This is a genomic window from Gilliamella sp. ESL1225 (assembly GCF_058502635.1).
In genome coordinates, this window is record NZ_CP196358.1 from 1,390,965 (window position 1) to 1,416,950 (window position 25,986).

Sequence of the window (25,986 nt, forward strand, 5' to 3'; positions counted from 1 at the left end):
CAACAATACGCCCGTAGCTCAGTTGGTTAGAGCATCACCTTGACATGGTGGGGGTCAGTGGTTCGAGTCCACCCGGGCGTACCATTCTAAAGCCTTATATATCAATACATTACGCGAATTATAACCCTATCAATTTTAATCCTAGGGGTAGAACTGGGGTAAAATAGGGGTAAAACCAACAACATTTCGTAAAAATTATTCCGTTAAGCAGTAAGACCTCGTTGTTCAGAATGAGGAGAATATTAAGGTTTAACGGATAAGATAGTTACGGCTTAATTGGCAACTCAATTTCTAACTGATTTGAATCGATTCTGGATAACAATATCCTGTATTTCTTCCATGCTTTTAATTTTTCAGTATCACCTTCTTCTGACATATCTAAATCTATCGCATCTTGAAGTGTTGAGATCAGTTGATTGGCTTCTTGTATTAACTCTGCAATTTTGGAACGATTACTTTCTCGAATATAGTTTTCTTTTTCATCAGTATCTTCAATCCATTTTGACCCATTCCATTTATGAAATTTTGACGGTTTTGGCTCCGAATATGCTAAATCATCAAATATAATACAACCCGCATTTATGGCTTTATATAACTCATTGTGTAATTCCTGGGTAATTTCAGTAGCAGTGGCTGGGATTTGCTCATTTACAACATTAATAAAAAATGATTGTGTTTTTTTATCATAAAAATATTTCATAGTTATACTCCAATCGCTATATAGCCAAGTATGGTATCGGTATAACTGTTTCCATTATATTTACCCCAGAATTTAAATTGTGATTGACTTATAGGAAGTGCCCCGCAAGAATTAGCCCCTGCTCCACGGTCAGTACAAATAATAGATAAACATCCGTGTGGGAATGACGTATAAAATGACCCTATCCCTCCTTCATTCCCCCAACTCCCTTTGTAGTCAACACTTCCCCATTGAATTAATACGCCAATAGGCAATTTCACAAATCCCGCATAATCATTCCAGCCTTGTTGGAATAAATTATTAACACCTTGAGTAAAGTTTTTAATGTTATTAACATCAATCATCCCGTTAGTGAAGTTTTCATTAAGAAATGACCAAATCGCCTTCTCTGGATTAGTAGAGTAGACGCCCACTAATCCATCATTTCTAACGATAAATTGATATTTTTTATTAGGTGACATCATAACGGATTGTTGATTTTCATCAGACCATGAAAATTTATCAGTCAAATGATTAATCCTATTGTGTGCTTCATTTGCATTATCATTCGTTTTCTTTATAGCAATTGGTGTCGCGGCTTCGTTTTCAGACGTGCTATTAATATCGGAGCTAAGTTTTACAATCCCTTTTTGCGTCGTTGACGCATCGCTAATATGAACAATACTCGTTACATCTTCCGCGATAGTTTTTATTTCTTCAAGTGATTTTACGGCACGCGCTTCAGCTTGCTTGGCGTTAGTTTCTGATAACTTAGCATCATTCGCATTTTTTTCAGATTTTATTGCCTCTTGCTGCGCTGATTCTGCCAGGGTTTTGGCTTCCTCGGCGCTCTTTTTAGCCTGCTCTGTATTTTGCTTAGCGGATTGAGCCGACTTTTCAGCAATAGCCGCGTTAGATTGGGCGCTTTCGGCACTTTTTTGTGCCTCTTCTTTATTTTTAATCGCGGTGTCTGCTTCTTCTATCGCAATATTGGCATTCATTTCCGCTTCGTTGGCACAGTGGATAGCAACTGAAGCGGAATTTTCGGCATCGTTTCGGGCATCAATCACTTGTTGCACGATAGCCGGCATTAGTTCACTTTCGGTTGGATTCAGTAAAAAATCGTTTAGGCTACCCTCTTGTGAATTCGCAAAAACTTGAATCGTACCTAATCTTTTTCGTGGGAAACCATCAATAAGTAAACTTACTTCGTAATCACAAGGTAACACAACCATGTCATAGTGACCGTTTTCCGTAACATTAAATGATTGGGTTTGTGTGAGTACTGAGCGGGTTGTTTTCTTGGCGTGTAATTCGATAGTACAGTTATTAATTATTTTTCCTGTACCATCAGTTAAAGTGCCGATTATTCTTGTCATATCATACCTTTACATAGTCGTCTTCTATAAATCCAGAAGCGTTATTCATCAATAACATGAGGCTATTAAATCCAAAATGATATTTCACTGTTCCTGAACTTGGTTTATTGACAGTTAGTGTAATATCAATGCGTTCACCTTCTCTAAATGGCGGAATTTTTAAAATCATTTGCTGGATTAAATTCTTGTCTCTCCTTAAATCATTTACCCTTATTGGATAGTCGTTATTAAATAAAAACCGTAAATCACCGCGGATCAGTGTTGTCTGGTTAGTACTGTTAGAATCACCGCTACCAATATGACCGTTGTTAGAGCGAGTAAAGGTAACGTCATTGACAAATAATAAGGATTGCCATGCTCCACTTGCGATAACACTCATAACATAGACTGTTTGATTAGGATTCGTTTCTTCAATAACGATCGTTTTATTTATCACGGCTGCCGATAAAATATTTCCTTTGATTTGATTAACGTTTAACTTGCCTTTAATAAGACAATTTTCATTAATAGTGACATTTTCAAGCTCACCAGAGTTAGCCCGAATATTGCCAGTAATATTTGCTTTTCGTGCATTGACAGTACCATCGGGGTGTAATTCAAACGCCGGCGGATTGCCATCACTCATAACACTACCCGCAACAAGTTTGCCACCTGTGATTAAAGGCGCTTTGATTTCGCTTCCTGCAATTAATCTATCGCCACGAAGAGTACCTGTTGCGATTAAATCACCATCTAAAAACATCGCCGGCGACGTCCATTTTGTGCCGTTATACATTTTTGGCTCTGAATGGGCGATTTGTCCATTCAGAGCTAAGGAATAAATAATGAGCGTGGTATCCCGAGCTGGATAAAAACCAAATTCACGATAAAATAATTGAGTCGCGCTATCGCTATCAGGAAATACCCCGTCATTTGTTTGAATACGAAAAACTCCCCCTGCGCCGTTTTCTGCTATCAAGGTTTTTGTTTGCGCGATAGTCAGCTCAGATCGCCCCACTGAATTTACCGCATTTACCCCATACCAATAAATTGTATCTGGCTGGCAATCTACATCCGTTAACATCATCGATCGCCCTAAATAATTTGTTTTGGCTTCGACGTCTTGTTTAGTCAGACCTTTATAAAATTCATATTGGGTGCCGAGACTGGTAACCGATGCCATAACAGGGCGAATCGCAACGTTAAAGCTGCTTGGCGTTAATATTAATGTTTGGGGTTTTGCCGGGGGTAAAATTGAAAAGCTAATCATCGTTTCATCACCTAGCTTTTCATCTTCCGTAACGCCGCGCACTTTTGCGCTATATTTGCCTTGCTTCATATCACTAAGGTAGTATTCTGTATCGCTTAGCACATCACGATTAATTAATTTGTCATCCCGATAAATTTTTATTTCAAATTTTAAATTTTTTATCGTGCGTGGTGTCGACCATGACAACCTTGCTTGATATAAATCAGATTCGGGGATTAATTCGATTTGTAACTGTTCAACCGGGGGAATAGCTAAACTAAAAATCGGTTTATCGTCTTGTTCAAAAACAGCTCCGTTATCAACAATGGCTTCTTTATTTGGCTCATGTTGTAAGGCGGTTATAGAATAAGTACCCTCATCATTTTCACTGATTGTGATCGCTTTAAATAGCCTTGGTTTGACGTGATTATCATAAAGTCCCCATACGGAATAATAATCCAGATCAACCGATTGCATTAAAACCAGTTGATTTGGCGCGGATTGGGATTGTATTTTAATTTTAATTTTAATTAATGTCATCGTGGTATCGGTCACACTAATGTAAGCATCTTTGTAATTTTTTAGATCAACTTCCCGGTCTAATGTGATGATGTTATTCTTGGCATCAATCACGCGACCACCAACGACAACGCCGGCATAATCATTATCGGCGATGCCAATAATATCGCCGGGCAAATGACGGATCCCGTCACGTCCGACTGAAAAAGTGACGGTTTGCGTTTCTAATTTTTCAGTCTGAATTAACCATTTGCCAACACGGTGGGCTTGTCCCCGAGAGGTACAACCAAACGCGTCAATTTTAGCGACATTCAATCCAAAGCGTTTAATCAGTTCATCATCTGCAACATATTCGGTGGTTGTTTCCCAGTTATTATTTGGATCGACATAGCGAACATGTACGGCTGTATGACGTGTTTTTTGCGCGGATGAGGTATAACTAAATTGACCATTTACGACATTAGCATTGGTATAGATGGCAACCATATCACTCGGTCTATCCATAATCGCCGTGTATTGGCCGCCATCCCAAATTGGCATTGCACGAAAAACAGAGCATAAATCTTGAATAACATCATAAGCTTGACGTTGTTCCGTGATATAACTGTTAAACGTAAAACGAGGCTCTAGCTCACCATAACCATCGTCAACAAGCTGATCACAATATTGTGCAATGCTATATAACATAAACTTATTAATACCAAATTGTTTTAACCTGTTTCCTAATCCGTATCTTGTATTCGTTAATAGATCGTAAAAAATCCACGCGGGATTATTTGTCCAAGCTAATTTAAAATTCCCTGACCAAAATCCGTCATATATTCGCCGTTCGGGATCATAATTATCAGGTACTTTAACAATAATCCCTTTAATTAAATAATTGCGACGTGGCACGCCATTAAATTGTGATGAATCAAATTTAAGCCCGACAATTGCTGTATTCGGATAGGCGAGTTTAATATCATAAATTTCAGTGTATGAACTCCATAATGTCGAATTAACCAACGTGGATTGTGTACTGTCGTCTGTATGTCTAATGACGCGAATATTAAAAGGACGGGGCGGCAAATCGCTCAAGATAGTTGAGGTTAAATATTGGCTACGTGTTTTTCCTTCGATAGTAAAAGTATGGTAAGTTTTCCAGGAATTACCGCCGCCAATTTGTAATTCTAAAATCACGGAAGTGTTATTGATATTGCCGTTTTTATCTTGGGAATATAATGATGAGGTACCGACAGTCACGCGGACCCTATCTACATTCGGGTCAGTTATCGTCCTAACAATCGGTGTTGTTTTTTTAACTTCAAGATTGACCGGAATTTCATTTTCAGTTGCCGCAAATCCATCTAAAGGGGTTTGCGCTTGCGTGCCGGCTGTCCATTCTGCCTCAACCCCTGTAAAATTATAAGAGCCATCTTGCGCTTGTATCGGTGTGTCATTTAAAAAGATACTTTTAAGTCCCCCAATGGGTCCGTCTATTTGCCCCTCGCTGACTAAATCAATGATAGTTAATTGCTGATGTGATTTAAGATTGTCGGCAACCTCTTTAGGTGTCTTTGCTTTACCCGAACTTTTACCCATTTAATGTCTCCAATCCTTGCGATAGCACCTTAGAGCCCGTTTTCATTAATCCATAACAAAGTGGAACCGGTGCCCCTTGTGCTATCGTATTATCTAAACTCGAAAACGCTGTATTATTGTTTGTATCGCCACTCGATGATTTATCGGTCTTTGGTAATTTTGTTAGCATCTGCGCAACCCCACCAACCATCAGACCGATCCCTGCGCCGACAAGTGCCGCACCACCGGCCCATGATGTGTATAACCCGACAACGACCATGACAGCGCCAGCCACAAATTGTAATATCCCGCCATTTTTAGCCCCGGCTACTTTCGGGATGATATGAATAACCGCATTTTGTGGCAGTTTACTATGCAGCCCAAACTGTAAATTCTCTTCCGTCATATCTTGACCGTTAATACGAACGCGAAAATAACCGTCCATAATATTTTTTTTAAAGCCGGACAGTTGATAATATAAAGCACTTAAAGCCTCGGCTGCCGTACTAGCATTTAACTTATATTTATCGCCAAATTGTTTAAGATTGCCGTAAAATTTGATTGTTGCCATTTGTTATGTCTCCAAATTGAATGCGTGTATTTAAGCCAATACCCATCGTATAAATCGCGTTTTGATAAACGATCGGGGCAGTGATGTAAAATAAATTGATTACCGATATAAATCGCCGCATGATTAGGCACAGTCGCCCCAAGGCAGGTTAAAATAATATCGCCTTCTTGCAGGTCGTGTACTTCTTTAAACCCATTTTTAGGGAGTAAATCAAGGTACAGATTTTCACCGTTATGCCACCAGTCATTAGCGCGTGTATAATTTGGTAGTGTGATCCCAGCTAACATATAAGAATCAAGCACCAGTGATAAGCAATCCGTTTTGCCATGTTTAAATTCTCGCCCCAGTAATGGTGCAATATGCCTAAATTTATAAATCTCGTCATCGCAAACCAGCCACCAATCAACGCCGCTATGATATTGATAGATCTGATCTGCTTCGCTTAATATCGGTAAACCATTAGGATGAGAGTGAACAACGGCGGTTATCGTGCCGCAACTTTCCGCTTTTATTAAGTCTTCTGGGGCTATTTCAAATTGATTTTTAGGATCACTTGCGATGTTTTGACAAGGTAAATAAAAAGTATTATCAATAACAAAACCGCAGCACTCATTCTCACCGCAAGAAATCGCATGATGAAGTATCTTTTTTTTCATAATTAAGAACGTTAAGAAAGTTTTGAAGAAGACGGGAAACCGCCAAACGGCAAAATACTATTTTTACCAAATCGTAATTTACAGCCAGCTAAACAGCGACTGCATTTATCTTTAATCAGATCATCGGTTGGATTATCAAACTCATCAGCGACAGCTCCGCCCGTAAATCCACATTCCGACGAGCGATAAATCCATGTACAGGTCGCGGCAATAATTGTTCTTGCAGGTATTAAAGCGCCATCACTTTCACACGGTAAAGCAAGCTCAAACGTTGCCGTTGTCGCATCTAAAGATTTTAATTGCTCAATGACATAATTAGAGATAATTTCACAAAACGGATCGGCATGGTTATTGCCCTGTTCAAAATTAGTCGCATCAAGATATTTAACGAGCACCTCGTGCCGTGTGACAATCGCACCCAGTAAATCATCATAATTTTTTGCAAGCTCAGTAATAATCCCCGCGGCATTCATTACCGATAAAGTCGGGCGATTACTGGTACCTTGACCGCTTTTTTCAAAACCTTGCGCTTTAATAGGATGAGGCTCATAAATATTACCTTGCCAAACGACTGGGCGCCTTAATTCATTTAACCCGTTATGAAAACGAAATAGAGTTTTGCTGCCAACGATATGGGTTAAATCCACGTCATAGAGATTGATTATCGTGTCTTGCTCTATTTTGGTGATATCAAGTTGCATTTTTAAGGGGATCATGATTATCCTTAAGCAATGACTTGTTCAAATGTTGCATTTAATGTTTTTGACAAACCGTCTTGAGATATCGACCAAGATCGGCATACCACTTTGATGATATGGCTTGAATCAGGATCCCGCCATAAAAAGGCATGTAAAGCTCCTTGTTTTGTTAAGAAAGTATCGATTTGTTGAATTTCATCTATTGACCCGATAAACGTCAAACTATATTGTCTTAAATCATTATTTATATTTTTTTTAAACCGCTGTTCATAACCATCACCAAATTTAATAACGTTAATTTTAGGCTCGGCGGTAATCGATTTATTTTTCTGTGCGTTCCAATGAAATGTTTCCATTAATTTATTCCTCGTTTTCAGGCAATAAAATGCCCTCAATAGTTAAATTGCTAAGAAAAAAGGGCATTAAGCCCTTTAAATTGATTTGTCTATCTTTGTGTTATGCGTGTATTTTGAAAGTTAATCGTTTATATATTTTTTAGGCGTGAACTAATAGCAAAGGCTTAACATCTGATTTATGATGCTGTTTATATTCCCACAAGTCATAATCTAACTGTAAGGATAACCATAATCGAGCTGAACTTATCCCCGCATCTTCTAACCTATGAGCTAAATTTGCGGTAATTGGTTGTTTGCAATGAAGTACGCGTGATATAGTCTCTCGAGAAAAACCTAAATGTTCGGCAAAATCTTTTATGGATATATTAGTATCAGATAACATATCTGATAAAACTTCACCGGGGTGGGTCGGTTTTCTGTTTATCTTCATAAAATATCTCCATTAATGATAGTCTTCATAATTAACAATATAGACATCACCATCATCAAATTCAAAAGTAATTCTCCAGTTACCTGTTACCGTTATAGAAAAGAGATGTTTTTTATCACCTTTCAGTTGATGACAATTTAAATTTGGCGGTAATTCTGATACCTCTTTCATTCTATTCAATAAGTCTAATCTGATTAGCAATTTTTTAGTTTGGACAGTTGGAATGCCCTTAGACGTGCCATTAATAAATAATTGTTCAAGTCCTTTATGTTTGAAACTTTTAATCATATTATAATGCTAACGTCATTTTTTTGTGATGTAATTATATCACGGCACTAATCTCAGTCAATATTAAAAAAGGGCTGTTAAGCCCTTTAGATTAAGTTGTTACTTTTTATCGCGAATATAAGGGAGCACATAGCACCATGTGTTATTAAATTTTGGTGGATTAATGTGATTCGTTCCTTTCTCTATAATTTTTCGTGCAATTTCAAGTGTAAATTTATATTCTCGTGACATGGAGTGAAACGAACCTTTAAAACTTGAATCAATGATTCGTAATGCCGGCTCTATTAATTCAATTTGATTCCGCATTATATCTGCAGCTTTATACAGCCATGCCAAATCGTACCATTCTTCCTCGCTTAATCCTTGTTGTAAATGTATGCCACCTAAAAATTTAATGGCTTCCTCAAATTTATTTGAGGGTAAATCTTGATAGCGGGGGATTTTGAATTGCTGATGTAGTTTTACATAAATAGCTTGATGCTTTTCACCTACTCTAAAGGCTCGCTGATTCACTGCTTGTTGGATTTGCTGTTGTTGTTCTGTATTAATCGTTAGTGATGATTTATAACCGAGCATTTCATCATAAGCGCGAATAACTTTAAGCATAAAAGACGCACTTATCCACATTGCATAAGAATAAACGATCTCTTTGCAAGCAAATGTTCCTTGAAAATCTCCCCCACGCTTTGTAATAACAGCGTTCTGCATATTTGTAGATCGCTCTATTTCAGATATTAAATCTCTTGTTTGAGAATTTCTTAAAAATAAAGCTGGCTGATGTTTTTTATCTCCACCTGATGCCTGATGAAGATCATTTAATGAATAAAGATTATTAACTTGACGTACATTAGTTGAAGCGATTAATAGTTGATTTGACATAATTTTATACCTAGTTGTAATTTTCTAAGTTACCCACTATTAAAAATAATGGTGGTCGAGAGGTTAGAAAACCCACAACAAGGGTCGGATTTATTCCCATAAAGGTATTTTATTCATCGCCCTCTCGACCATAGTCGAAAATTAGGTATAAAAAAATCACGCTAACGGGGTGAATTTATCCGTGTTGTTAAGGTTTCTACGCCTCTTTTTAGAATCTAACTTAAAATCAGTTTACAGTCAAGTAGGTTGTATTAGTAGCTGTATTCTTTGGCGTTTTTGTTTTAACTGGATGTACCACTCACAAACAGGAAGTTTATTATATATTAACTCAAGAAGAAATTGATAATTCTCATCCTAAAGAATTGCCATCAAATTATAAATCACTAATACTCAATTATTTTGCTATCTCATTAAAAGATCCAGATTCAGCAAAATATATTTTTTATAAACCAGTAAGAGCATATAGAGCATCAACAAAAACTGTCTTTTGGATGGTTCAGGTTGACGTGAACGCTAAAAATTCTTATGGTGGATATAATGGATATAGACCTTTTATATTTGCAGAAAAAAGTGATGGTGGCATTATGGAAATAACATCTCTTTTTTCAATGACTAAAATTGTTGTTGTGGATAAATTTGTACTAGATAAATAAATTAAGCCCTCTTTAGGGCTTATTTCTATCAAATCAACATCTATTCAAATAATATTAAGTTGATTAAATGAGTAAGAGTAATGTATTTCATCAACTTTTAAATCGATTACAATGAGCAATGACTTTTTGTCTACTATTATTTTCGGTGCCATTGCTATCTACCGTTTCAAAAATAGTAATTATTTTGAACTCATTATTTGATATATATTCGATATTATTATGTTCTGTTTGTGTTTTGGTTCCATGTGAGGTAACTACTTCTATGGGATCGCCAGTAAACATTTTCGGATCAACTGGATTTAGCGTATCACCAACTTCCGAAAAAAGTTTACCATCTTTATTTACAAAGTTAATTACGACTTTCTCATCCTTAAAAAAAACAGAATCTTGAGATGCTTCTATGTCTTTAAAATCTTGAAAAGCACCATTTTCCCATTCTGCATATTGATTATGTATTACGCATGACCACTTACCAATAAGCATTTCTTCGGTTATTTTTTTGCCGCAACCGATTAAAGTTAATCCAATTAAACTAAGTAATATTAATTTTTTCATACCATTCTCTTTCGTATTTTTATCTTAGAAAGATAATAGTATGAAATTTCAGCTATCAAATCAACGTCTATTTAACAAACCACCTACACGTTGCTCTTTTTGAATTTGAAGTCTAACCGCTTGCTCGATATTTTTCATTAGCTGTTGCCCGTCTTGTTCCGATAAATTATCCTCCCCTAACTGAATCGAAGTGTTAAAGGTCATATTAACGCCCGAGCCACTCCCACCTTTTGCTGAAATTTCGCGATTACTTAATACTCGTCCATTTTCACCTGGAATTAAAAATTGCCGACCACCCTGCATTAATATTTCAGGTTTCCCACCTTCACCAACTCGATACATCGAATTACCATTAACGGGACCACCATGTTCACGTGCCCCGGCTATTAATGCGGCGCTCATCGTACCGATAGCATTAACGTAAGACTCCGCCCCAAGCGTAGCTGCGGCTCCTTCAGTTGCGATTGATGCCTGCATAGCTGCTGGTTGATAAGCTGCCGCTAAAGCCGTAGCTTGAGTTATTTGCGCTGCCGTTGTTGCTGCTGAAGTTGATTGTTCAATTATCGCATTTTTCGCGTATTGCAACCCCATTTGTACTAATGAACCAATGGCTTCATTTAAAATCACATTAGCGAAATTTTGAATGGCTTGTGTTGCTGTCATCGTACCAGAGGCTAAACCTGATATCGTACTTGTCGCGCTACTGGCTAAACCATCTAATGAGCTGGCTAAAAAATTATTTGCGTCGTTTTGATTCCGCCAAATCTCCCATTGGGCATTGATTCGATTTTGTTCATATTGATAATTAGCTGCTTCTCGAAGTGCTAGTGCGTTTTCCTCGGTTAACCCTTTTTGTGTTTCAAACTCTTTAATTAGGGCGAGTTTTCTATCATTTTCATTTTTAAGGGCTTGAATTGGATCAACCTGTGCAACGGCATTATCAATATCAGAAACTACCCCATCTGATTTAATTTTTGCCATCGCAAGCTGATGTTTAACTTCTAAATTTTGAAGTTTCGCGTAGTATTTTTCTTGATTCGCTATATCTTCTTTGCTTAATTGTTCAAGGGCTTTTTTTGACTCATTATAAGATTCATCTTCAAGCTCATTAGGATTTTTTAAGGATGCCAAATTTTTATAAGCTTGTGTTGTTTCTATTAATTTCTTCAATTCTGCATTTTGAGAGGACGTTGCTTTTGTCCCCATCTGTTGAGAGAGTGCTAATAATTCAGAATCAGTAGTTAACCCTTGTGCTTCAAGTTTAGCGATTTCTAACTTATCTTTAAGATTTTTAATTTCATCAGCATAATTTTTTGTTGATGATTCACCTTCTTTCTGCCCATTTGTTAATTTTTTATTATTTTCATACAACTTACTATAAGTATCAATTAGTGGTTGTAATTTTTGAATCGCATCTTCAGATAAATCGGCAAATTCAGCAGATCCCGTTATTAATCCTTTTAAAGCTGTTTTATATTTGTCCGAACCTTCACCTAAAGTGTTTAAAACATTTTCATAGATATAAGCTTCTTTATTGAGTTTATTTAATTTTAATTCTGAAATTTCTATTTCTTGTGAAAGTTTAGACATTTTTTTTGTGACATTGTCTATAGCTTCTTTTGAAAGACTAGCATTAAGTTTATTATTAGTATCAGCGAGGTTATTTGTCGCATCACTATCACTTTTGGTTAATTTAGTTTGAGTTTCTAATAATAGATTTTTGTTTTTTTGTAGTTTTTGTAGATCTAATTCTGCTTTTAAATATTTTTCCCTTTTTTCATTTAATCCTTCTTGTGAAGTAAGAAGACTAGAAATCCAACCTTCTGCTCTCCTTTTATAATCTTCATATTCTTTTTTTGCCACTTTTAGCTCAAGTGTTTGTCTTCTTATTGCTTTATTTTGATCATCTATATTAACCGCCAATTTTGAAAGCTCGTACTCTTTTTGTTGTTGATTTAATCCTGCAAATTTTTCTGTTAAATTTTTGATATCATCTTCTAAATTTAAAGCTTTTTCTTTTGCTGTTTCCATACTAGATGACCAACTTAAAAATGCTCCTGCAACCATTATCATGATTCCAGCAGGTCCACCTAGCATATTCATTACTGATTTTAAACCAGTGGTTGCCAAAGATGAGGCTTTCATTGCTGTTGTTAGTCTTGCCTGCGCCGCTGCTTCGGCATTGGTTGCGGTTGTTAAGGCAACGGTGTTAGCTTTAAGCTGCGTACGAATAGCTATTCTTGTTTGTTCTGTTTGCGCTAATTTTAATTGTGATACTAATGATTGCTGCGCCATTTTTGTGTTGGCAACTTCTGCCTGCGCTTGTGCTAATGCTGATTGGGCAGCTCTTGTTTCAGCCTGTGCTAATTTAATGTCGTTTATGGTTTTTTCGGCAGTTGTTTTTGTTGCAGCAGCGAGCGAAGTAATATATTTACCCGCGTAAATAGCCGCTAAAACACCTATCCCCGTGACTAACACATCAACATGCTCTGACATTAATATTAATGAGTCGACTAGAATTTTCGTCGCACCTGTCGAATTATTTAATTCGCCAAAATATTTTTTTAGATTGTTTGTAACGCGGTTAATTCCATCATTGACGTTATTACGCATATTATCAGCAAGGGATGCCGTTTCATTTTGTGCCGCTATCACGGCATCAATAAAATCTTGCATTGATAATTTACCATCGGCAGCATATTTACGCACATCCATTTCTGTAAAGGTTTTGCCGGTTTTACTTAATTGTGTTGCTAATGTTTTTAAAATACTCGGCATCGCATTAAATACCGTTAACGCTTCAAGACTGGATAATTTACCTTTCATCTGTGCTTTTGTTAACGCATTAGTCGCAGATTCAGCGCTCAGTGCGTTTGTTTTATTGATAGTAAACAAATTAGATAACGTATCAATATATGATAACGTATTTTGCGTGTTATAGCCCATCTCTTGCATAGAATTCGATAGGCGGATATACAATTCTGCTGATTCATCGATGGCTCGACCATTACGGTTTGAGGTGATTAATAATTCGTCTAAAATAGCCTTTGTTTGTAAAGCAGTTGCTCCCGTATTATTGATACGGTCTTCTAGCTCGTTCCAACTTTCCGCGTATGAAATAACTTTATTTCCGACTAATACAGCCGATACAGCTTTAGCAATTGTGGTTAACTTACCCATCGATTGACTTACTTTATCAACCGACATTTCCATTTTCTGGAATTCTTTATCGGCTTTTTCGGCATTCTTAACTAATTTTAATAGTTCACCTTGCACTTTTCCGCTATTCTCAAGTAAATTTTTTGTTTCTAATGAAACTTCATAAACAATATTACCTTCAGTAAAAGACGCCATTTAATCTTTCCTTTTCTAATCGTTTTTGCTTGCGCTTTTTATAATCATCCATCACATTTTGATATTCTTGAGCTGTCATGCTTTCATTATCGGGATATTTAGCACTCATTAAAAAAATATACTCAGTCATCGTTAACTTTTTCGCTTCGTCCAAAGTTAAGCCTAAATGAATTCTTGCGTGGTTTATATAGGTGTTAATGTCAAATTTAGATTCGTATTGTTTTACCTCATTCCTTTGTGAGATGCGAACCTTCGCATTACCACGAACGCCATAAATTAATAATGTTATTGCTACGTTAATAATCGTATCGCTGTCTTGTTTAATTTTGCTTATATCGTAATCACAACAACTTTGCAAAACTAACTCAGCCATTTGTATTTTATCTTTTAATTGTTGCTTAATTCTTTTAATTGTTACCTTAGCGCTCTCTACGTTTAACAATCCAAGTTGGTTTATATGATCGGCATTCAATAAAGATGTATAGATATTAATAATTTTTTCAGCATCCCCAATTTTGGCAATATTTTCAAAAGAAGGTGTTAATTTAAAAATCGTTGTTTTTTTATTAAATAATCCTTTTTTTTTGTACTTTATTAAAATCTCGCCAATTTCATGCCGTATCATGATTTGCTCACTATAAATAAGCCCTTAAATAAGGGCTTTATGTTAATAAAAATTTATTTTGCCACTTTAGTATTTCCATTTTCATTATCAGTAGAATTTAACAATTCAATTGATACTGTTTTACCTGCAGCAACTTTAAATTCAGATGAACACGTGTATAAATCTCGCGTGCCACCATCCGAGCTAAAAGAGGTAATAACCATATAAGCCGTTAATAAACTTCCCCCTTGATTTAATCTTACCCATAAAGTCGGTTGCCTTAATGCTTGCAATTCGTCATGAATGTATTTTAACGTTCGATGGAAACCCATTTCAGAATCAATATCAGATTTTCTAATTTCCCCATCGAATGAAATGGTTAAATCTGCGTTTGTCACAATATTTTCAGAATAAGAGCCCGAATCATCCGCATCACTCGTAACGGTGTTTAAACTTAAATCCATTCCTTTAGATGTTCCCGGCATGAATAATCGCCATTCTGATTCCTGTGGTTTTTTATCTGGGCAACCATTTGCTAATTCAAGCACAACCGCGCCGCCAAATAATTTACTGTTGTTTGTTTTACATTGAGCCATGTTTCCCCTCTGTTTCAAGCATAAAAAAACCGCAATTAAGCGGTTAATGATTAATTCCCATGTTTTATTGATATTTGTAACCGATAAACCAGCCGTCTATCTTCGGTCATAATGGGCGGTGGAATACCATTAATTACTTGAATTAAACCTAAGCAATCATCAAGTTGATGATTTGTTATATACATAACCAGATTTGAGACTAAGGTCTCGATTTTTTCAATTGCGTTATCAGGTGCGATAATATCAAGTAAAATAAAGTAATCATTAGATAATGTGTCACTTAAAGATGAACCACCATTAGGTCTAAATACTAAATACGTATTCTCCTTTCCATTGTCATTCCAAAATAAATACTGAATTATTTCCGAACCAATTAATCCTGATTTAGCAATATATTCTTGAAATAACTTATACATTTTCATAATTTCAATTCTCGTCTTACTACCTCATCTCGTAACGAAGCAGTATCTTTAAATCCTTTATTTAAAAAATCTTTTTGAGCTGTTGAGCGTCTAAACCTCATTTTTATATTAGGATCAGCTACGTATGTGGCATAATTTGCGGTATAACCTACACGCCCCGTTAATCGTGAGCCATTAATTACGACTTCCCTAAATTGACTATTAATAAGTGTCGACGTATCAATAGGTGTATACAAAGCAGCTTGTGTTGAGCCAATTAACATAGACGCCTGTATGGCTCTGACCGCTTTACGAGATTGAATGTCATTTACTCTTTTATTTAGATTAGTGATACATTTTTTAACACCTTTTACTTTAATTCCCATTTATACCGCCGTAATTAATACAAAATCATCTGCTAATCTTTCAAAGGTATCTGCATACTGTATTACATTAACAATCATATCAGCCCCCACCAAAACAGGATTAGGTTCAGAAAATTGCCCAATTACAATATAGTCCCCTTTATTGGCATTGGTATATTCTGTCCAAAACGTATTTTTTATTTTTATTCCTTGACCCATACCGCTTATTCCTGCAGTGGTTAAGCCCATTTTTTTAGAATCTAAACCATAATCGCAAAAGAGATATTCAGGAGGATGAAACGTTTTTGTACCATATTCATTTTCACCTAAAACGCGCCAAATTGTTGCTATTGCTGTATAGGACCAGTTAGCTACGTTACTCATTATGACCTCCTACAACTAAAAATAACGGCTTATTAGAACGAGAAATACCCAGACAATCAGTACAGCCGTGGACATCAAGGTTTTTTAGCAATGAATACATGGATTTAAAACCCTCATCATCATACTTAAAGGATCTTGATGCACCACTAGGGGCAGATTGTGACGCTATTTTTCTCGCACCTTGCATTTGAGCCAATAGGCAAGCAGAGTAAATTAATATTAAAAGCTGGTCTGCGTCTGAATAATCATGCGCTACCAAACAATCACTAATTGCATTTACTTTTTTAAGAATTGCGTCAATAACTAAGCTAGGTACAGAATAACCAAGCTCTGATAACATTTGATTAACATTTTCCGCTGATATCTGTACCGTCATAATTATTTCCCTTTTTTCTTTTTATCTTCTTCAGCTTCAACAGATTGTTGCTCTAAAATAATTACACGCCCAACAAAAGCAGGCGGAATATCTTTTGCAACAAATTCATGATCGACCGGTAGCTCTGCAACCTCACCATCAATGCGACCGTAACAGCCACGCTGTGTAACTCTTAATTTCATCATTACCCCCTTGCGTTAAAGACTTTGCTCTTGCCATTAAAATCTCGTTTGATTTGCAAACCAAACGCAGACCAAACAAGAGTTTGATAGTTATCATGAGGATTGACCCGTTGTTTCATGAATGAGCCAATTGGTGCAGCAATACGAGTTTTGATGTACTGAGCATTGCGAACATAGCTAATGAAATGGTTACCTTTTAATTCAAACGTTTTGGTAAATGAATCAATGTAAACGCAATAACGTAAGATGTAGTCTTTCAGTGTTCCTTCTTTGAATCCTTGTGAGTTTGAATAAGGCACATTCAATCGACGTTCAATTTCAGGAGAAATATAGAATTTTAATTTCTCGGAAACCAGGTTGGCATCTAGAACAACACTAAAATCCTTTGTGAAGAAATTGATAATATTGTCATTGCTGGTTGCCATAGAAGTTAAATCAATATTGAAACTTGATGCGCTTAAGTCAACTTGATTTGTATGAGGGTGGTTAGTAATCCCTTTGCCTTCATAGTTTTGAACCTTGATTTTGTCGTCACCAGTTAAAATATACTGCGCCATATCTCGGCGGAGAGCTGCAGTTGCCGCTTCTTGGTCATCTGACATAGCGTCAATATTCTCAGTTTGTAGCCCTAACCACTCACGCCATTCACGACTATAACCAGTTTTAAAGATTGGAACTGGATCACCGTAATGGTCATAAACAACTTTATCTAATGTTTCTGGCTCTTGTCCTGACATAGAGCGATTAACATAGCCTGCATCACTTGAAACACGATATAACGCTGCCGTCTTTCCAATTGAAATTGGTGTACCCAATGATAATAAATCATCAAGTAACGGAGCGCCTTCATCATCACGAATAACACGGGTAGTCACGTTATCTACTTCACGCCAGTAATCTTGAGTTAAAATTGCAGCTTGATTAACTTCAATAGCATTGCCATGCATTTCACTCATTTGTTTTTGGGCGTTGTTAAAAATTTGACGACTTGCTTTTAACTGATCCCAAGCCTGAGCAACTTGAGCTGAATTGGTGATCAGTTTCTTGTTAAATATAATTTTTTCGTTCTTCATTATTACTCCTTAAGCTTTACGAACTCGGACTTGTTCAGCGGTTGTACCAACGGTATAGGTTTCAAATGCATAGAACAGCACAGCATCAGTACCGCTTGCTTTTTTTAATGTGCCGTCACCGTTAGAAGCTAATTTATCGCCAACCTTTAAAGCCTCGCCAGCTTTTACTAAAACATGGTAAGTAACATCATCTTCACAAATAATTGCGATGCCTGATGTGTCACTAGGTACGTTGACACGGATATCATGCCCGCCTAGATAATCGTTTGTGATGACTAGGGCTTGGGTTTGCTCACCTGCTGTTGGATGTTTCATTAACTTATTGTTAACCACAGCAACCAAAGAGCACGGCGTAATCGCTTCACCGGTTTTTAAGTCAATTGTTTGCGGGTCGTTTTTGCGTGCAGGACCGCCAATCACAGTTTTAAATCTAAGCATTACTCTGGTGCCTCCATGTTTAATAGTGAATTATCTGAATTATTGGCGAAACCACCACTAATAGGCGCTGCTTTAACACACTGTGCATATAAAGCATCTAGTGGCTCACCAGATAGCGCATTTACTGCGGTCTGTGTCATGTTGAACTTAGCTTTTACTGCTTCTCGTTTAACTGATAGCTCTTTTTCTGTGCTTGCATTCACTGCCAATTCTAGATTGGCAACCTTGCTCATTAATGACTTTGCCCACGCTGGTGCATCTTCGACATTCGTTGCGTTTTTCTTCTCCTCTTCGTCTTTTTTCTTTTCTTCTACCTTGGAAGCTTTCTGTTTTTCAATCGCTTCCTTGGTTGTTTGCTCGTTATAAACCTTTAATAGTTGCTCATCTGATAAGCCATCGGTTTTAATACCTGCAGCATTTAGAGCCAGTAAGATTTTTTCTTTCATTAAGTCTTGTTCCTCTTTTTGATTAAATTTAAATAACTTTAATGATTCTTGAATGGTTTTTTTAATGACATCGCCGAGTGAATCTTGATGACTATCAAAAAGACTTACATTTTCAATTGGCGATTTTCCACCATCCGAGTTAACAAAAATACCAACGCCATCATCTGGTGTGGCTGCGCCTCTTTTATCGGGTAATATAGCGACATGGTCGAATTTCATATTTCGTGCAATTGACTTGTAGCGTTTGCCTTTTGATGTGCCTGATTGATTGTCGGGAGTGTAAGTTAGTCCTGTTGACACATGAATTGGTGTGGTGTTTTTACCGCTCATCATGTCATCAAGACGATTTACAAGCATTCGCCCTTTTTCGGTGCTTTCTGCAAATTTCCTATCGATATACGCATCCATAAGCACCCTGCCATTAGATTTGCGAACATTTCTACCCCATGCACCAATATAAAAGTTATTAATAGCTTGTGGGTTTAATGCAGAAACATGCTCGTTATTTATTCGTGGGTGGTCTAATGGCATTAAATTGTCATTCAGTGTCATGTAAGATTTATTAATTTCATCTGCCGGATAGAAAATTCCATTCATGACAATATCATCCACGATCGGAACCACATCATTGATAACAATGTGCTCTTTACCATCGATGAGTTGTGTTGATATTTTGGATTTACTATTAACGACAGATAAAACATTCACACTTTTAAGTGTCATGCTTTACCTCGTGTGGATTTTAGATATAAAAAAACCGCAGAAGCGGTTTAAAAGATTTGATTATGAATGTCTTTTAATAAAAAGCGACTCTGCATAGCGAGCTAACATAAATTTTTCAGTTTCATTATCCGCCTGCTTAATTATCGTTTCTAACTGCTCCTCAGCGTCATCGGGGAGCGGTACGGAATTAACAAGTTTTGACGCTTTATCAATTAGTATTTTTATTTTTTCCATTTGACGCCCTTATCTAATGACTCAAGAAATTTAAATAATTCTGGATATAGTCGCTTTTTAGCTTCCATGCGATTTTCAATGTAAAGCGAAAAGGACTCTGCAAGAAATTCACTTTTGCTATCCTGACCGTATTTACTAATAGCATATTGCCAACCCTGTTTCCAACCTGTAGAGATAATGTTATCAATCTCTACACGATGCTGATTATGTAATGCGTGACCCATCTCATGAGCAAAAACACCTCTAGGCGTTGGTACAGCGTTCCACGTAACATAATCCATTTCATTAATTATATTAGTTAATTGCTGATTCTTAAGCTTAATAACAGAATTTAACGACTCGTTCTTGAATCCTAATGTTTTACTATATAAATCAGCCAACAGCAATTCTTTTTTATCCACACTACCTGTTGTAATAATCAGGGCATTTGTGTTTGGAGCAAATGCTGCAAGCATGTTTTTATTTGGCTCGCCATAGTAATGAACATCCCCATTTATTGACCCTGCATATCTAAACTGGGGTAAATCGAACCGTTCCTGTATTTCTGATACCAATTTTAAGCATGGCGTCAGTTCTTTAGCGTCAATATCATTAGGTATATTAGAAATTTCAGTAATATTCTTTCTTGACCAGTCATTAAGCTCTTCTACTTCCGTTAATGCCTGCTGTTTCCGGTTATATTGATCTTCCCATTCGTCGGCTTCTTTTAATAATCTGTCGATGCTAGATTGGTTATACGGCTCGCCCTTTTCATTAAGTAATACCGCTATTTGAGCACAATAACAATTGAACCGGTTGCCATTTTCTTCATACCATTCCTCAACCTGCTCAACAGTATAGATTTTCCCGTGTCTAGCAACATGCGAGGCTCTAGAATTAGGCTTTAATGCAGACATATGTAATAAGCCTGTTTTTAGCCCTAAATCTTCTTGAGTGCGTTTAGTTTCATCCCTTGTAGCTTGGCGAAGCGCGCCTACTTGCTCAGTTTGCGCTATAGATTTAGCTCTACTTTGTGAGATATCAATGCGCTTACTAATAATATCAGCGGTTTCTCGTGGGTTAATTCCTCGTGCCACAGCGCTACTTAAAACGGAGCCCAAATCGCTCTTTAGATTATCCGCAAGTCCTTTCCAGTCGTTGAATGTTGCTGTATAGGCAAGTCCTATTCGACGAATGTAAACATCACTAAATAACAATGATTCCAGTGATGTGGCTTGCGAATACAACTGTGATTGTGTAGATAAGTTTTGAAATGTCCGATTAGTACCCATTTGATACATATCAGCAACATACTTGCCCGCCCAAAACTTCTCGATACCGCCATTAATCAGGTTTTCATCAACAATTTCTTGAATACGAGTCAATACCCTAGCAAGCTGGTTGCCATCAACCGTGTAATTAACACTGGCGTTTGTGACATAGAGTGTATTTTCAATAAATATCGCTGTTTTAGTCGACTCTTTAGCATAGTAGCCTAAACTTAATTCGATATACTCAATAACTGATTGCTTGATAGTTTTGTAGCGTTTTTGTATTTCGCTACGCATCTGAAGAATTTGTTTATTGGTGAGGGTTGGATTATTCTTGCTTCTCGGTAGAATTGGATTCTTCGGAATCGGTTTTATTATCTTCGGTTTCTTCAATATCGATGTCCTCTAAATCAGGATCGGGTTCATAACCGCCAGCTTCTCGTATTTCATTGGGAGTAAATACAGGAACCCCTATAGATTGTTGCGCTTTGACATTAACATCTGACATCTTAATCATGATATCGATTCGCTCGGCTTGGCTTGGCGCTAATAAATCTGACCATTTTAGAGTAAGCGTTTTGTTAACTAATGGTTTAATAACTTTCAACCGAATTAATTGATTAACAAACTCTTTTATTAATGTACTTAAAAATCCATTACGGCGTGACATTCCACGTTTTGCATAATCCGCCTTATCTTCATCTGATGCTAAACGCCCTGTTTGTTGACCAAAAATAATTGTAAATGGCATTCTGACAGATGCTGCTAAACTGTTTGCAGACACTGACCATCCAGCGCTTGGATCGGCAGGAGCAACCGATAAGATATTAGCTGTCGCACCTGCTGTAATTAATGCGCTGTCGGTACCTGAATTTAACAACGCAATTTGTCGGTTTAATGCATCAGCAGGCTTTTCAAATCCTCTATTTCTTAATTCTCGCTCAAGCTCCTCCATGTCAGTGTCAGTATCATAATTTAAGTGAACCTGTCTACTGGCATTTTTAAGAAAACCTTCTGCACTACCACCTGAATATTTCATCATATCGATTAGATCGTTATAGCCAACCTCAAGCTGTGACTCGCCATCATCTATGGAGTTAATAACGGATGTTTCATTGAGTATGACCACTCTATCTGGATTTATTTTTCGAGAAATATTTGGCTTACCTGATTTGTCACCTACCGCCATTTCATTAAATTGGTACATTGTGACTTGACCATAGTTTTCATCTGCTTCGTCACTATTCCATTCGCACGCGGTTAATTGAGCTTCCCATGCAGGAATTAACTTAACAATGGCGTCCTGTGGATTTAGTCGATTCAATACTGCGGTATCAACAGGCTCATCCCACCGCCTGCCGTCTCGAAGTTGGATAATGAGCCCTGCATATTTACCGACGATGCCGCGCTTATCAGCTTCGATGATCACCGGCCACAATTTATCGTTAAATAAATCAGTAACTATTTGCTCCCACGTTGTCAGCTTTGAATCTTGCTTCCGAATGTCGCCATCAATAAATTTAGGATAATCTAACCAACAAATATCACTTAATCGCTCAACAAAACCACGTGCCGCACCATTACGCTTATATAGCTTATAAAAATCTGTGAAAGTAAGGTTTTCTGGATAACCGAACTCGCGATCGATGTAAGCCCTTTTAGTGTTATTAACCAAGCCTTGTGACGCATACGCTAATCGTTGCCTGTTTATATCCTGATTACTATTAATTGCTATTTGAGCAGTATTTAATAACTGTTCATCAGTTAATTTTGAATAACTCATTGTTACCTCATAAATAATCCTGCCGAGCGTTTATGTTTAATATAACCATCCAGCGAGTAACGCACCGCATCCCAACAATGATTGTTTTTGTCTTCAATAATTGGTAAAACCTCATTTGTAACGCGGTCTGTTTTGTAGCTATATAATCGGGCTTCTTTAGCCGTATTTTTACATCGTGGGTGAATGATAATTTGTTTAAATCCGCGTAAGAATGCAATCCCATCTTCAACACTACCTTGCCATTTTTTAGCGGCTGAGATATTAATTCCTTTGCGTCTAAGGTGGCTAATAGTTTCAGGTCTTGAGCAGTCAGCTTTTATTGGCCATTTAAGAGCTTCAGGGATTGAATTGTAGAATTCAGGCATTTCATCCAGTTCGACATTAACACCGTATGCTTCATATTCGACATATAAACAATCATTAAGTATGAATGAGCGAATAAGAGTATTAGGATCGTTGGCAAACCCAAAGTCACCACCAAATAATAGCCTTTCTGCTTGTAAATACAGAGCATCATCAAATGGTTGAATAACGTATTTATCATGAAGGACTTGTTTTTCTGAATTTTCAAGATACTCTCCATCCCAAACCCATGAATAAGTTGCAAAATCTAATCGTGCTAAATCATTTTGTCTTTCTTGCTCTAACACTTCTGGAAAAAAAGGGTTGTCATTATAATTAAGTTGGACAATAGCTGAATTATTAGGAGGTTCTTTCCGGAATCTCTTATCTGTAGGGCTTCCTTCTTTTTCTGGGTTCCAAGTTAACCATATTTCAGAATTCGTCTCTCGAACCGTTGGGGTTAGTTTTTGCCATGCAATCTCTGAAACATTTTCAGCTTCATCTACCCATGCGAGTAATATTCTTGCTTTCGATTTAATGCTGTCTAGGTTATGCCTGAGTCCACAAAATACATAACTAATTAACTTATTTTTAGTTCTGATATAATTTTCACCGACATCATAATAATCTGAAAGCCAGTTAACTGACGTAATAGCTTGTTTAACTTCTTCCATGCTTGAATCAGCTAAGGAGTTCATAAACTCACGAGCACAAAGAATTACCCCACTTGTTCCAGCTTCTGCAAGTTGATAACCTTTTATAGCCGTCATTAATGCAAAGGATCTTGTTTTTCCGCTACCTCGTCCACCGTAAGCGCCTCTATATCTCTTATTTTCAGCAGTAAATACAGGCACCAACTTTTTAGGAATCTTTATTTCTGCTGTTGTCATACTACGTGCCTACTAATAATATTGTTGTTGGTTTTGGTGTCATAGTCCCACCTGATGATTGATGATCTATCTCTTGCTTTTCACTATAACCATGGTTAGCAAGCATTAGCTTTGTAATTATGGCGTTGAAAGAATTCGTTAACCCACCATTTACTAGTTTATTTTCTTGTAACGTTTTTATTGCTTCTAACGTGTCGGAAAATTCTTTACTTTGCTTTGAATATTCATACATTGATGACTTATGCTTACCAAGATAACAAGCTAATCCTGCAACACTAGGAACTACATCGCCAAATGTTTCGTAACCCCCAAGTAGATATTCCTTAGCTTTACTTAAACTTTCAGCTAATTCACTTGGGCGACCTACTTTTTTCTTTTCCCTTTTTGCCATATTCATTCCTTATGTTGGTAACTGATTAACGCGTAGTCCTGTACTAATCAATTCGTAATTAAATTTAAGTTGATATTTATCTTCCCACGCTTGAATGCGTGACTTGATATTCTTTTTAGCTGCTTTCCTTATATTCATTACTTTTCCTTTTAGAGATGAACCCTAGTCGCAAAGAAAATAGCCCACAACAGGAAAGTAATAACCTAACTATTTCCTATAGGGTTCATTTCTAACTGGGTTGTGTTTGTTAAAATTGCCTTGCGACAGGCATAAAAAAACCGCACTAGGCGGCTATACTGTTAATTGTAATTGTGATTTATTCATGAGTGAGTCGAGCTTATTCTCAATATTTGGTTTTATACGTTTCCAGTTAGATAGGATCCGACCTGCTTGGCTAGCTCCCTCTTTTTCATATTGAAACTCAAAAAGTAGTTTGTTTATTTCTTTCATGAAGTCAAATCGCTCTTTTGTCCAATATTGGTACAAAACGTTATAACATTCTCGTTTGTATTTAATTAGCTTGTCTTTTAATTCTGGTTTTATTTTCTTGGTACTAACACCAAACAGCCAACCATTTAGCATTGATAACGGTAAATAAACAACTTCACGTTTTTGTATATCACCATCTAGCTGCGTCTTCATTATGAAGACGGAGGTTTTAATTACTTCATCTCGCATGATAGGCAGCTTTTCACTTTCACACCGTCGTGCTATTCATGTGAGTTGGAATGTCTTTAAAAATACTGGACCACTTCTTGTTAATAAGTGACTTGCAATAGGCATAAAAAAACCGCAATTAAGCGGTTCGAGGATAAATATGCAGTTATTTTTTATATAACCGCGGAAAAATTTAGACTTTATGCAATCAAAACGATTAAATATTCATTTCATACACATGAACTCACTGCCATTTTTTGGCGCAATCACATCACAATAATAATGTTGCCATCCTTCAATCATGGCTTTGTTGTAAGTGATGGCGTCTGAGAGACGGTAATAATCTTGTTCAGAAGATTTTGCAAGTCGTAAGGCTCTGTTAGCAATAGTGCTGGTGGTGGTGTTATCTCGCATGACTGAATCGACTTTGACGCGCAATTCGACAAGACCATTATTAACAGCATCGCGTAAATTATTCGTTTTAGCTTGCCCATCTTTTAATGCCTCAATAATATTTTTCTCTAAATTCTTAACAAGGTGATTGTCTTCTTTGTAGCGATTGAATTCGTTTTCTACCTTACTTACTGCCGCTAATGCCTGCTGTTCACCTTTATAGCATTGGTACGCTAAATAAAAAGCAAACAAAGTCAGAAAGAGGCAAAAGACTGGTGAAATCTTGTAAAGCGTTTTTAATTTTTCAATCATGATTACTTAACACCTTCATGCTCAAGCGAAAAATGATTACCATCAGGTTTAGTAAAACGACCGCCCCATGTTCCACCTAAGCTTTCCCAATATTCGCCAAGGGTTCGATAAGCCTCGGTTGAGGTTTGATAAACACCTTTAATAAATAAATTAAAATCGACTGCTAGCCGCAGAGTGTGCAAACTGTTTTTAATTCCTTTTCCTGTTTTAGCGTTTAACTCCGCTTGTTCAGGTGTCCTGTAAGCTTCGCCATACGTTAATTGATATCCTTTCGAATCTGCAAATACGATTAATTTTGCCGTCATTACCGTAAATAGTGCTTGTTTTTCGGAGAGTTTCAT

33 protein-coding genes and 1 tRNA gene are annotated in these 25,986 nt (G+C 36.9%); 3 read left to right on the forward strand and 31 right to left on the reverse strand.

Translation table 11 applies throughout. The features are described from left to right. Positions 1-7: 7 nt before the first annotated feature. A tRNA-Val gene (locus ACSYSW_RS06320) sits at positions 8-84 on the forward strand. Positions 85-265: 181 nt separating this feature from the next. Here ACSYSW_RS06320 and ACSYSW_RS06325 read toward each other — a convergent pair. The 10 genes from ACSYSW_RS06325 to ACSYSW_RS06370 all read right to left on the reverse strand — a co-directional run bounded on the left by ACSYSW_RS06325 (position 266) and on the right by ACSYSW_RS06370 (position 9,243). Continuing rightward, positions 266-700: a tail fiber assembly protein gene (locus tag ACSYSW_RS06325; RefSeq protein ID WP_491706185.1), complete on the reverse strand. Its 435-nt coding sequence runs from the start codon at positions 698-700 to the stop codon at positions 266-268. A gap of 2 nt (positions 701-702) precedes the next feature. Further along, entirely contained in the window at positions 703-2,058 is a 1,356-nt protein-coding gene (locus ACSYSW_RS06330) for a prophage tail fiber N-terminal domain-containing protein (RefSeq protein WP_491706186.1), read from the reverse strand. 1 nt (position 2,059) lies between these two features. Then, positions 2,060-5,386 carry a TipJ family phage tail tip protein gene (locus ACSYSW_RS06335; protein WP_491706187.1) on the reverse strand — a complete coding sequence of 1,109 codons (3,327 nt, stop codon included), beginning with the start codon at positions 5,384-5,386 and terminating at the stop codon, positions 2,060-2,062. Next, positions 5,379-5,936, reverse strand: a complete 558-nt coding sequence (locus tag ACSYSW_RS06340; RefSeq protein WP_491706188.1) for a tail assembly protein — start codon at positions 5,934-5,936, stop codon at positions 5,379-5,381. The genes ACSYSW_RS06335 and ACSYSW_RS06340 overlap by 8 nt, the downstream gene beginning before the upstream one ends. After that, positions 5,879-6,592, reverse strand: a complete 714-nt coding sequence (locus ACSYSW_RS06345) for a C40 family peptidase (protein ID WP_491706189.1) — start codon at positions 6,590-6,592, stop codon at positions 5,879-5,881. Before ACSYSW_RS06345 ends, ACSYSW_RS06340 begins: the two co-directional genes overlap by 58 nt. Before the next feature lie 11 nt (positions 6,593-6,603). After that, entirely contained in the window at positions 6,604-7,308 is a 705-nt protein-coding gene (locus ACSYSW_RS06350) for a phage minor tail protein L (protein ID WP_491706190.1), read from the reverse strand. Between the two features lie 8 nt (positions 7,309-7,316). Further along, positions 7,317-7,646, reverse strand: coding sequence for a phage tail protein (locus tag ACSYSW_RS06355; RefSeq protein WP_491706191.1), 330 nt, complete (start codon positions 7,644-7,646; stop codon positions 7,317-7,319). A 139-nt stretch (positions 7,647-7,785) separates the two neighbouring features. After that, the gene (locus tag ACSYSW_RS06360; protein WP_491706192.1) at positions 7,786-8,076 is read right to left on the reverse strand and encodes a HigA family addiction module antitoxin; all 291 of its coding nucleotides are present in this window, start codon (positions 8,074-8,076) and stop codon (positions 7,786-7,788) included. Between the two features lie 12 nt (positions 8,077-8,088). Continuing rightward, positions 8,089-8,364 carry a type II toxin-antitoxin system RelE/ParE family toxin gene (locus ACSYSW_RS06365; RefSeq protein WP_491706193.1) on the reverse strand — a complete coding sequence of 92 codons (276 nt, stop codon included), beginning with the start codon at positions 8,362-8,364 and terminating at the stop codon, positions 8,089-8,091. A gap of 99 nt (positions 8,365-8,463) precedes the next feature. Then, complete coding sequence (locus ACSYSW_RS06370) at positions 8,464-9,243, reverse strand: P22AR C-terminal domain-containing protein (protein ID WP_491706194.1); 780 nt, start codon at positions 9,241-9,243, stop codon at positions 8,464-8,466. Positions 9,244-9,605: 362 nt separating this feature from the next. Between ACSYSW_RS06370 and ACSYSW_RS06375 the strand changes: the two genes are divergently transcribed. Beyond that, complete coding sequence (locus tag ACSYSW_RS06375) at positions 9,606-9,896, forward strand: hypothetical protein (protein ID WP_491706195.1); 291 nt, start codon at positions 9,606-9,608, stop codon at positions 9,894-9,896. A 90-nt stretch (positions 9,897-9,986) separates the two neighbouring features. Here the strand turns inward: ACSYSW_RS06375 and ACSYSW_RS06380 are convergent, their stop codons facing one another. From ACSYSW_RS06380 to ACSYSW_RS06470, 19 genes are all read right to left on the reverse strand, one after another. Continuing rightward, complete coding sequence (locus tag ACSYSW_RS06380; RefSeq protein WP_491706196.1) at positions 9,987-10,451, reverse strand: hypothetical protein; 465 nt, start codon at positions 10,449-10,451, stop codon at positions 9,987-9,989. 60 nt (positions 10,452-10,511) lie between these two features. Continuing rightward, positions 10,512-13,805, reverse strand: a complete 3,294-nt coding sequence (locus ACSYSW_RS06385; RefSeq protein WP_491706197.1) for a tape measure protein — start codon at positions 13,803-13,805, stop codon at positions 10,512-10,514. Continuing rightward, positions 13,789-14,430 (reverse strand): DUF6246 family protein, encoded by a 642-nt coding sequence (locus tag ACSYSW_RS06390; protein WP_491706198.1) that lies wholly within the window; start codon positions 14,428-14,430, stop codon positions 13,789-13,791. The genes ACSYSW_RS06385 and ACSYSW_RS06390 overlap by 17 nt, the downstream gene beginning before the upstream one ends. Positions 14,431-14,483: 53 nt before the next feature. Beyond that, positions 14,484-15,005 carry a phage tail protein gene (locus tag ACSYSW_RS06395; protein ID WP_491706199.1) on the reverse strand — a complete coding sequence of 174 codons (522 nt, stop codon included), beginning with the start codon at positions 15,003-15,005 and terminating at the stop codon, positions 14,484-14,486. Between the two features lie 50 nt (positions 15,006-15,055). Continuing rightward, on the reverse strand, positions 15,056-15,427 hold the full coding sequence (locus tag ACSYSW_RS06400) for a phage tail termination protein (protein WP_491706200.1): 372 nt from the start codon (positions 15,425-15,427) through the stop codon (positions 15,056-15,058). Beyond that, positions 15,424-15,792, reverse strand: a complete 369-nt coding sequence (locus tag ACSYSW_RS06405; protein WP_491706201.1) for an HK97 gp10 family phage protein — start codon at positions 15,790-15,792, stop codon at positions 15,424-15,426. Before ACSYSW_RS06405 ends, ACSYSW_RS06400 begins: the two co-directional genes overlap by 4 nt. Next, positions 15,793-16,155, reverse strand: a complete 363-nt coding sequence (locus tag ACSYSW_RS06410; protein WP_491706202.1) for a hypothetical protein — start codon at positions 16,153-16,155, stop codon at positions 15,793-15,795. Beyond that, complete coding sequence (locus ACSYSW_RS06415; RefSeq protein ID WP_491706203.1) at positions 16,148-16,531, reverse strand: DUF7370 family protein; 384 nt, start codon at positions 16,529-16,531, stop codon at positions 16,148-16,150. The genes ACSYSW_RS06410 and ACSYSW_RS06415 overlap by 8 nt, the downstream gene beginning before the upstream one ends. 2 nt (positions 16,532-16,533) lie before the next feature. Further along, on the reverse strand, positions 16,534-16,716 hold the full coding sequence (locus ACSYSW_RS06420; RefSeq protein ID WP_491706204.1) for a hypothetical protein: 183 nt from the start codon (positions 16,714-16,716) through the stop codon (positions 16,534-16,536). Then, positions 16,716-17,786 (reverse strand): major capsid protein, encoded by a 1,071-nt coding sequence (locus ACSYSW_RS06425; RefSeq protein ID WP_491706205.1) that lies wholly within the window; start codon positions 17,784-17,786, stop codon positions 16,716-16,718. The genes ACSYSW_RS06420 and ACSYSW_RS06425 overlap by 1 nt, the downstream gene beginning before the upstream one ends. 9 nt (positions 17,787-17,795) lie before the next feature. Further along, a complete protein-coding gene (locus ACSYSW_RS06430; protein WP_491706206.1) occupies positions 17,796-18,224 on the reverse strand; it encodes a hypothetical protein in 429 nt (142 codons plus the stop codon). Then, positions 18,224-19,393 (reverse strand): DUF2213 domain-containing protein, encoded by a 1,170-nt coding sequence (locus ACSYSW_RS06435; protein ID WP_491706207.1) that lies wholly within the window; start codon positions 19,391-19,393, stop codon positions 18,224-18,226. Before ACSYSW_RS06435 ends, ACSYSW_RS06430 begins: the two co-directional genes overlap by 1 nt. Positions 19,394-19,453: 60 nt before the next feature. Further along, positions 19,454-19,627 (reverse strand): hypothetical protein, encoded by a 174-nt coding sequence (locus ACSYSW_RS06440; RefSeq protein WP_491706208.1) that lies wholly within the window; start codon positions 19,625-19,627, stop codon positions 19,454-19,456. After that, positions 19,615-21,270, reverse strand: coding sequence for a phage minor head protein (locus tag ACSYSW_RS06445; RefSeq protein WP_491706209.1), 1,656 nt, complete (start codon positions 21,268-21,270; stop codon positions 19,615-19,617). The genes ACSYSW_RS06440 and ACSYSW_RS06445 overlap by 13 nt, the downstream gene beginning before the upstream one ends. Then, positions 21,206-22,660, reverse strand: coding sequence for an anti-CBASS protein Acb1 family protein (locus ACSYSW_RS06450; protein WP_491706210.1), 1,455 nt, complete (start codon positions 22,658-22,660; stop codon positions 21,206-21,208). Before ACSYSW_RS06450 ends, ACSYSW_RS06445 begins: the two co-directional genes overlap by 65 nt. 2 nt (positions 22,661-22,662) lie before the next feature. Then, a complete protein-coding gene (locus ACSYSW_RS06455) occupies positions 22,663-23,892 on the reverse strand; it encodes a PBSX family phage terminase large subunit (protein ID WP_491706211.1) in 1,230 nt (409 codons plus the stop codon). Position 23,893: 1 nt separating this feature from the next. Then, positions 23,894-24,283: a DNA-packaging protein gene (locus ACSYSW_RS06460; RefSeq protein WP_491706212.1), complete on the reverse strand. Its 390-nt coding sequence runs from the start codon at positions 24,281-24,283 to the stop codon at positions 23,894-23,896. A 9-nt stretch (positions 24,284-24,292) separates the two neighbouring features. Further along, a complete protein-coding gene (locus tag ACSYSW_RS06465; protein WP_491704412.1) occupies positions 24,293-24,421 on the reverse strand; it encodes a hypothetical protein in 129 nt (42 codons plus the stop codon). Between the two features lie 153 nt (positions 24,422-24,574). Further along, positions 24,575-24,925 carry a phage antirepressor N-terminal domain-containing protein gene (locus ACSYSW_RS06470; protein ID WP_491706159.1) on the reverse strand — a complete coding sequence of 117 codons (351 nt, stop codon included), beginning with the start codon at positions 24,923-24,925 and terminating at the stop codon, positions 24,575-24,577. Between the two features lies 1 nt (position 24,926). Between ACSYSW_RS06470 and ACSYSW_RS06475 the strand changes: the two genes are divergently transcribed. Then, positions 24,927-25,052, forward strand: a complete 126-nt coding sequence (locus ACSYSW_RS06475) for a hypothetical protein (RefSeq protein ID WP_491706160.1) — start codon at positions 24,927-24,929, stop codon at positions 25,050-25,052. Between the two features lie 113 nt (positions 25,053-25,165). On the opposite strand, the gene ACSYSW_RS06480 is transcribed toward ACSYSW_RS06475, so the two are convergent. Then, positions 25,166-25,645, reverse strand: a complete 480-nt coding sequence (locus tag ACSYSW_RS06480) for a lysis system i-spanin subunit Rz (protein ID WP_491706161.1) — start codon at positions 25,643-25,645, stop codon at positions 25,166-25,168. 2 nt (positions 25,646-25,647) lie between these two features. Then, positions 25,648-25,986, reverse strand: a complete 339-nt coding sequence (locus ACSYSW_RS06485) for a M15 family metallopeptidase (RefSeq protein WP_491704409.1) — start codon at positions 25,984-25,986, stop codon at positions 25,648-25,650.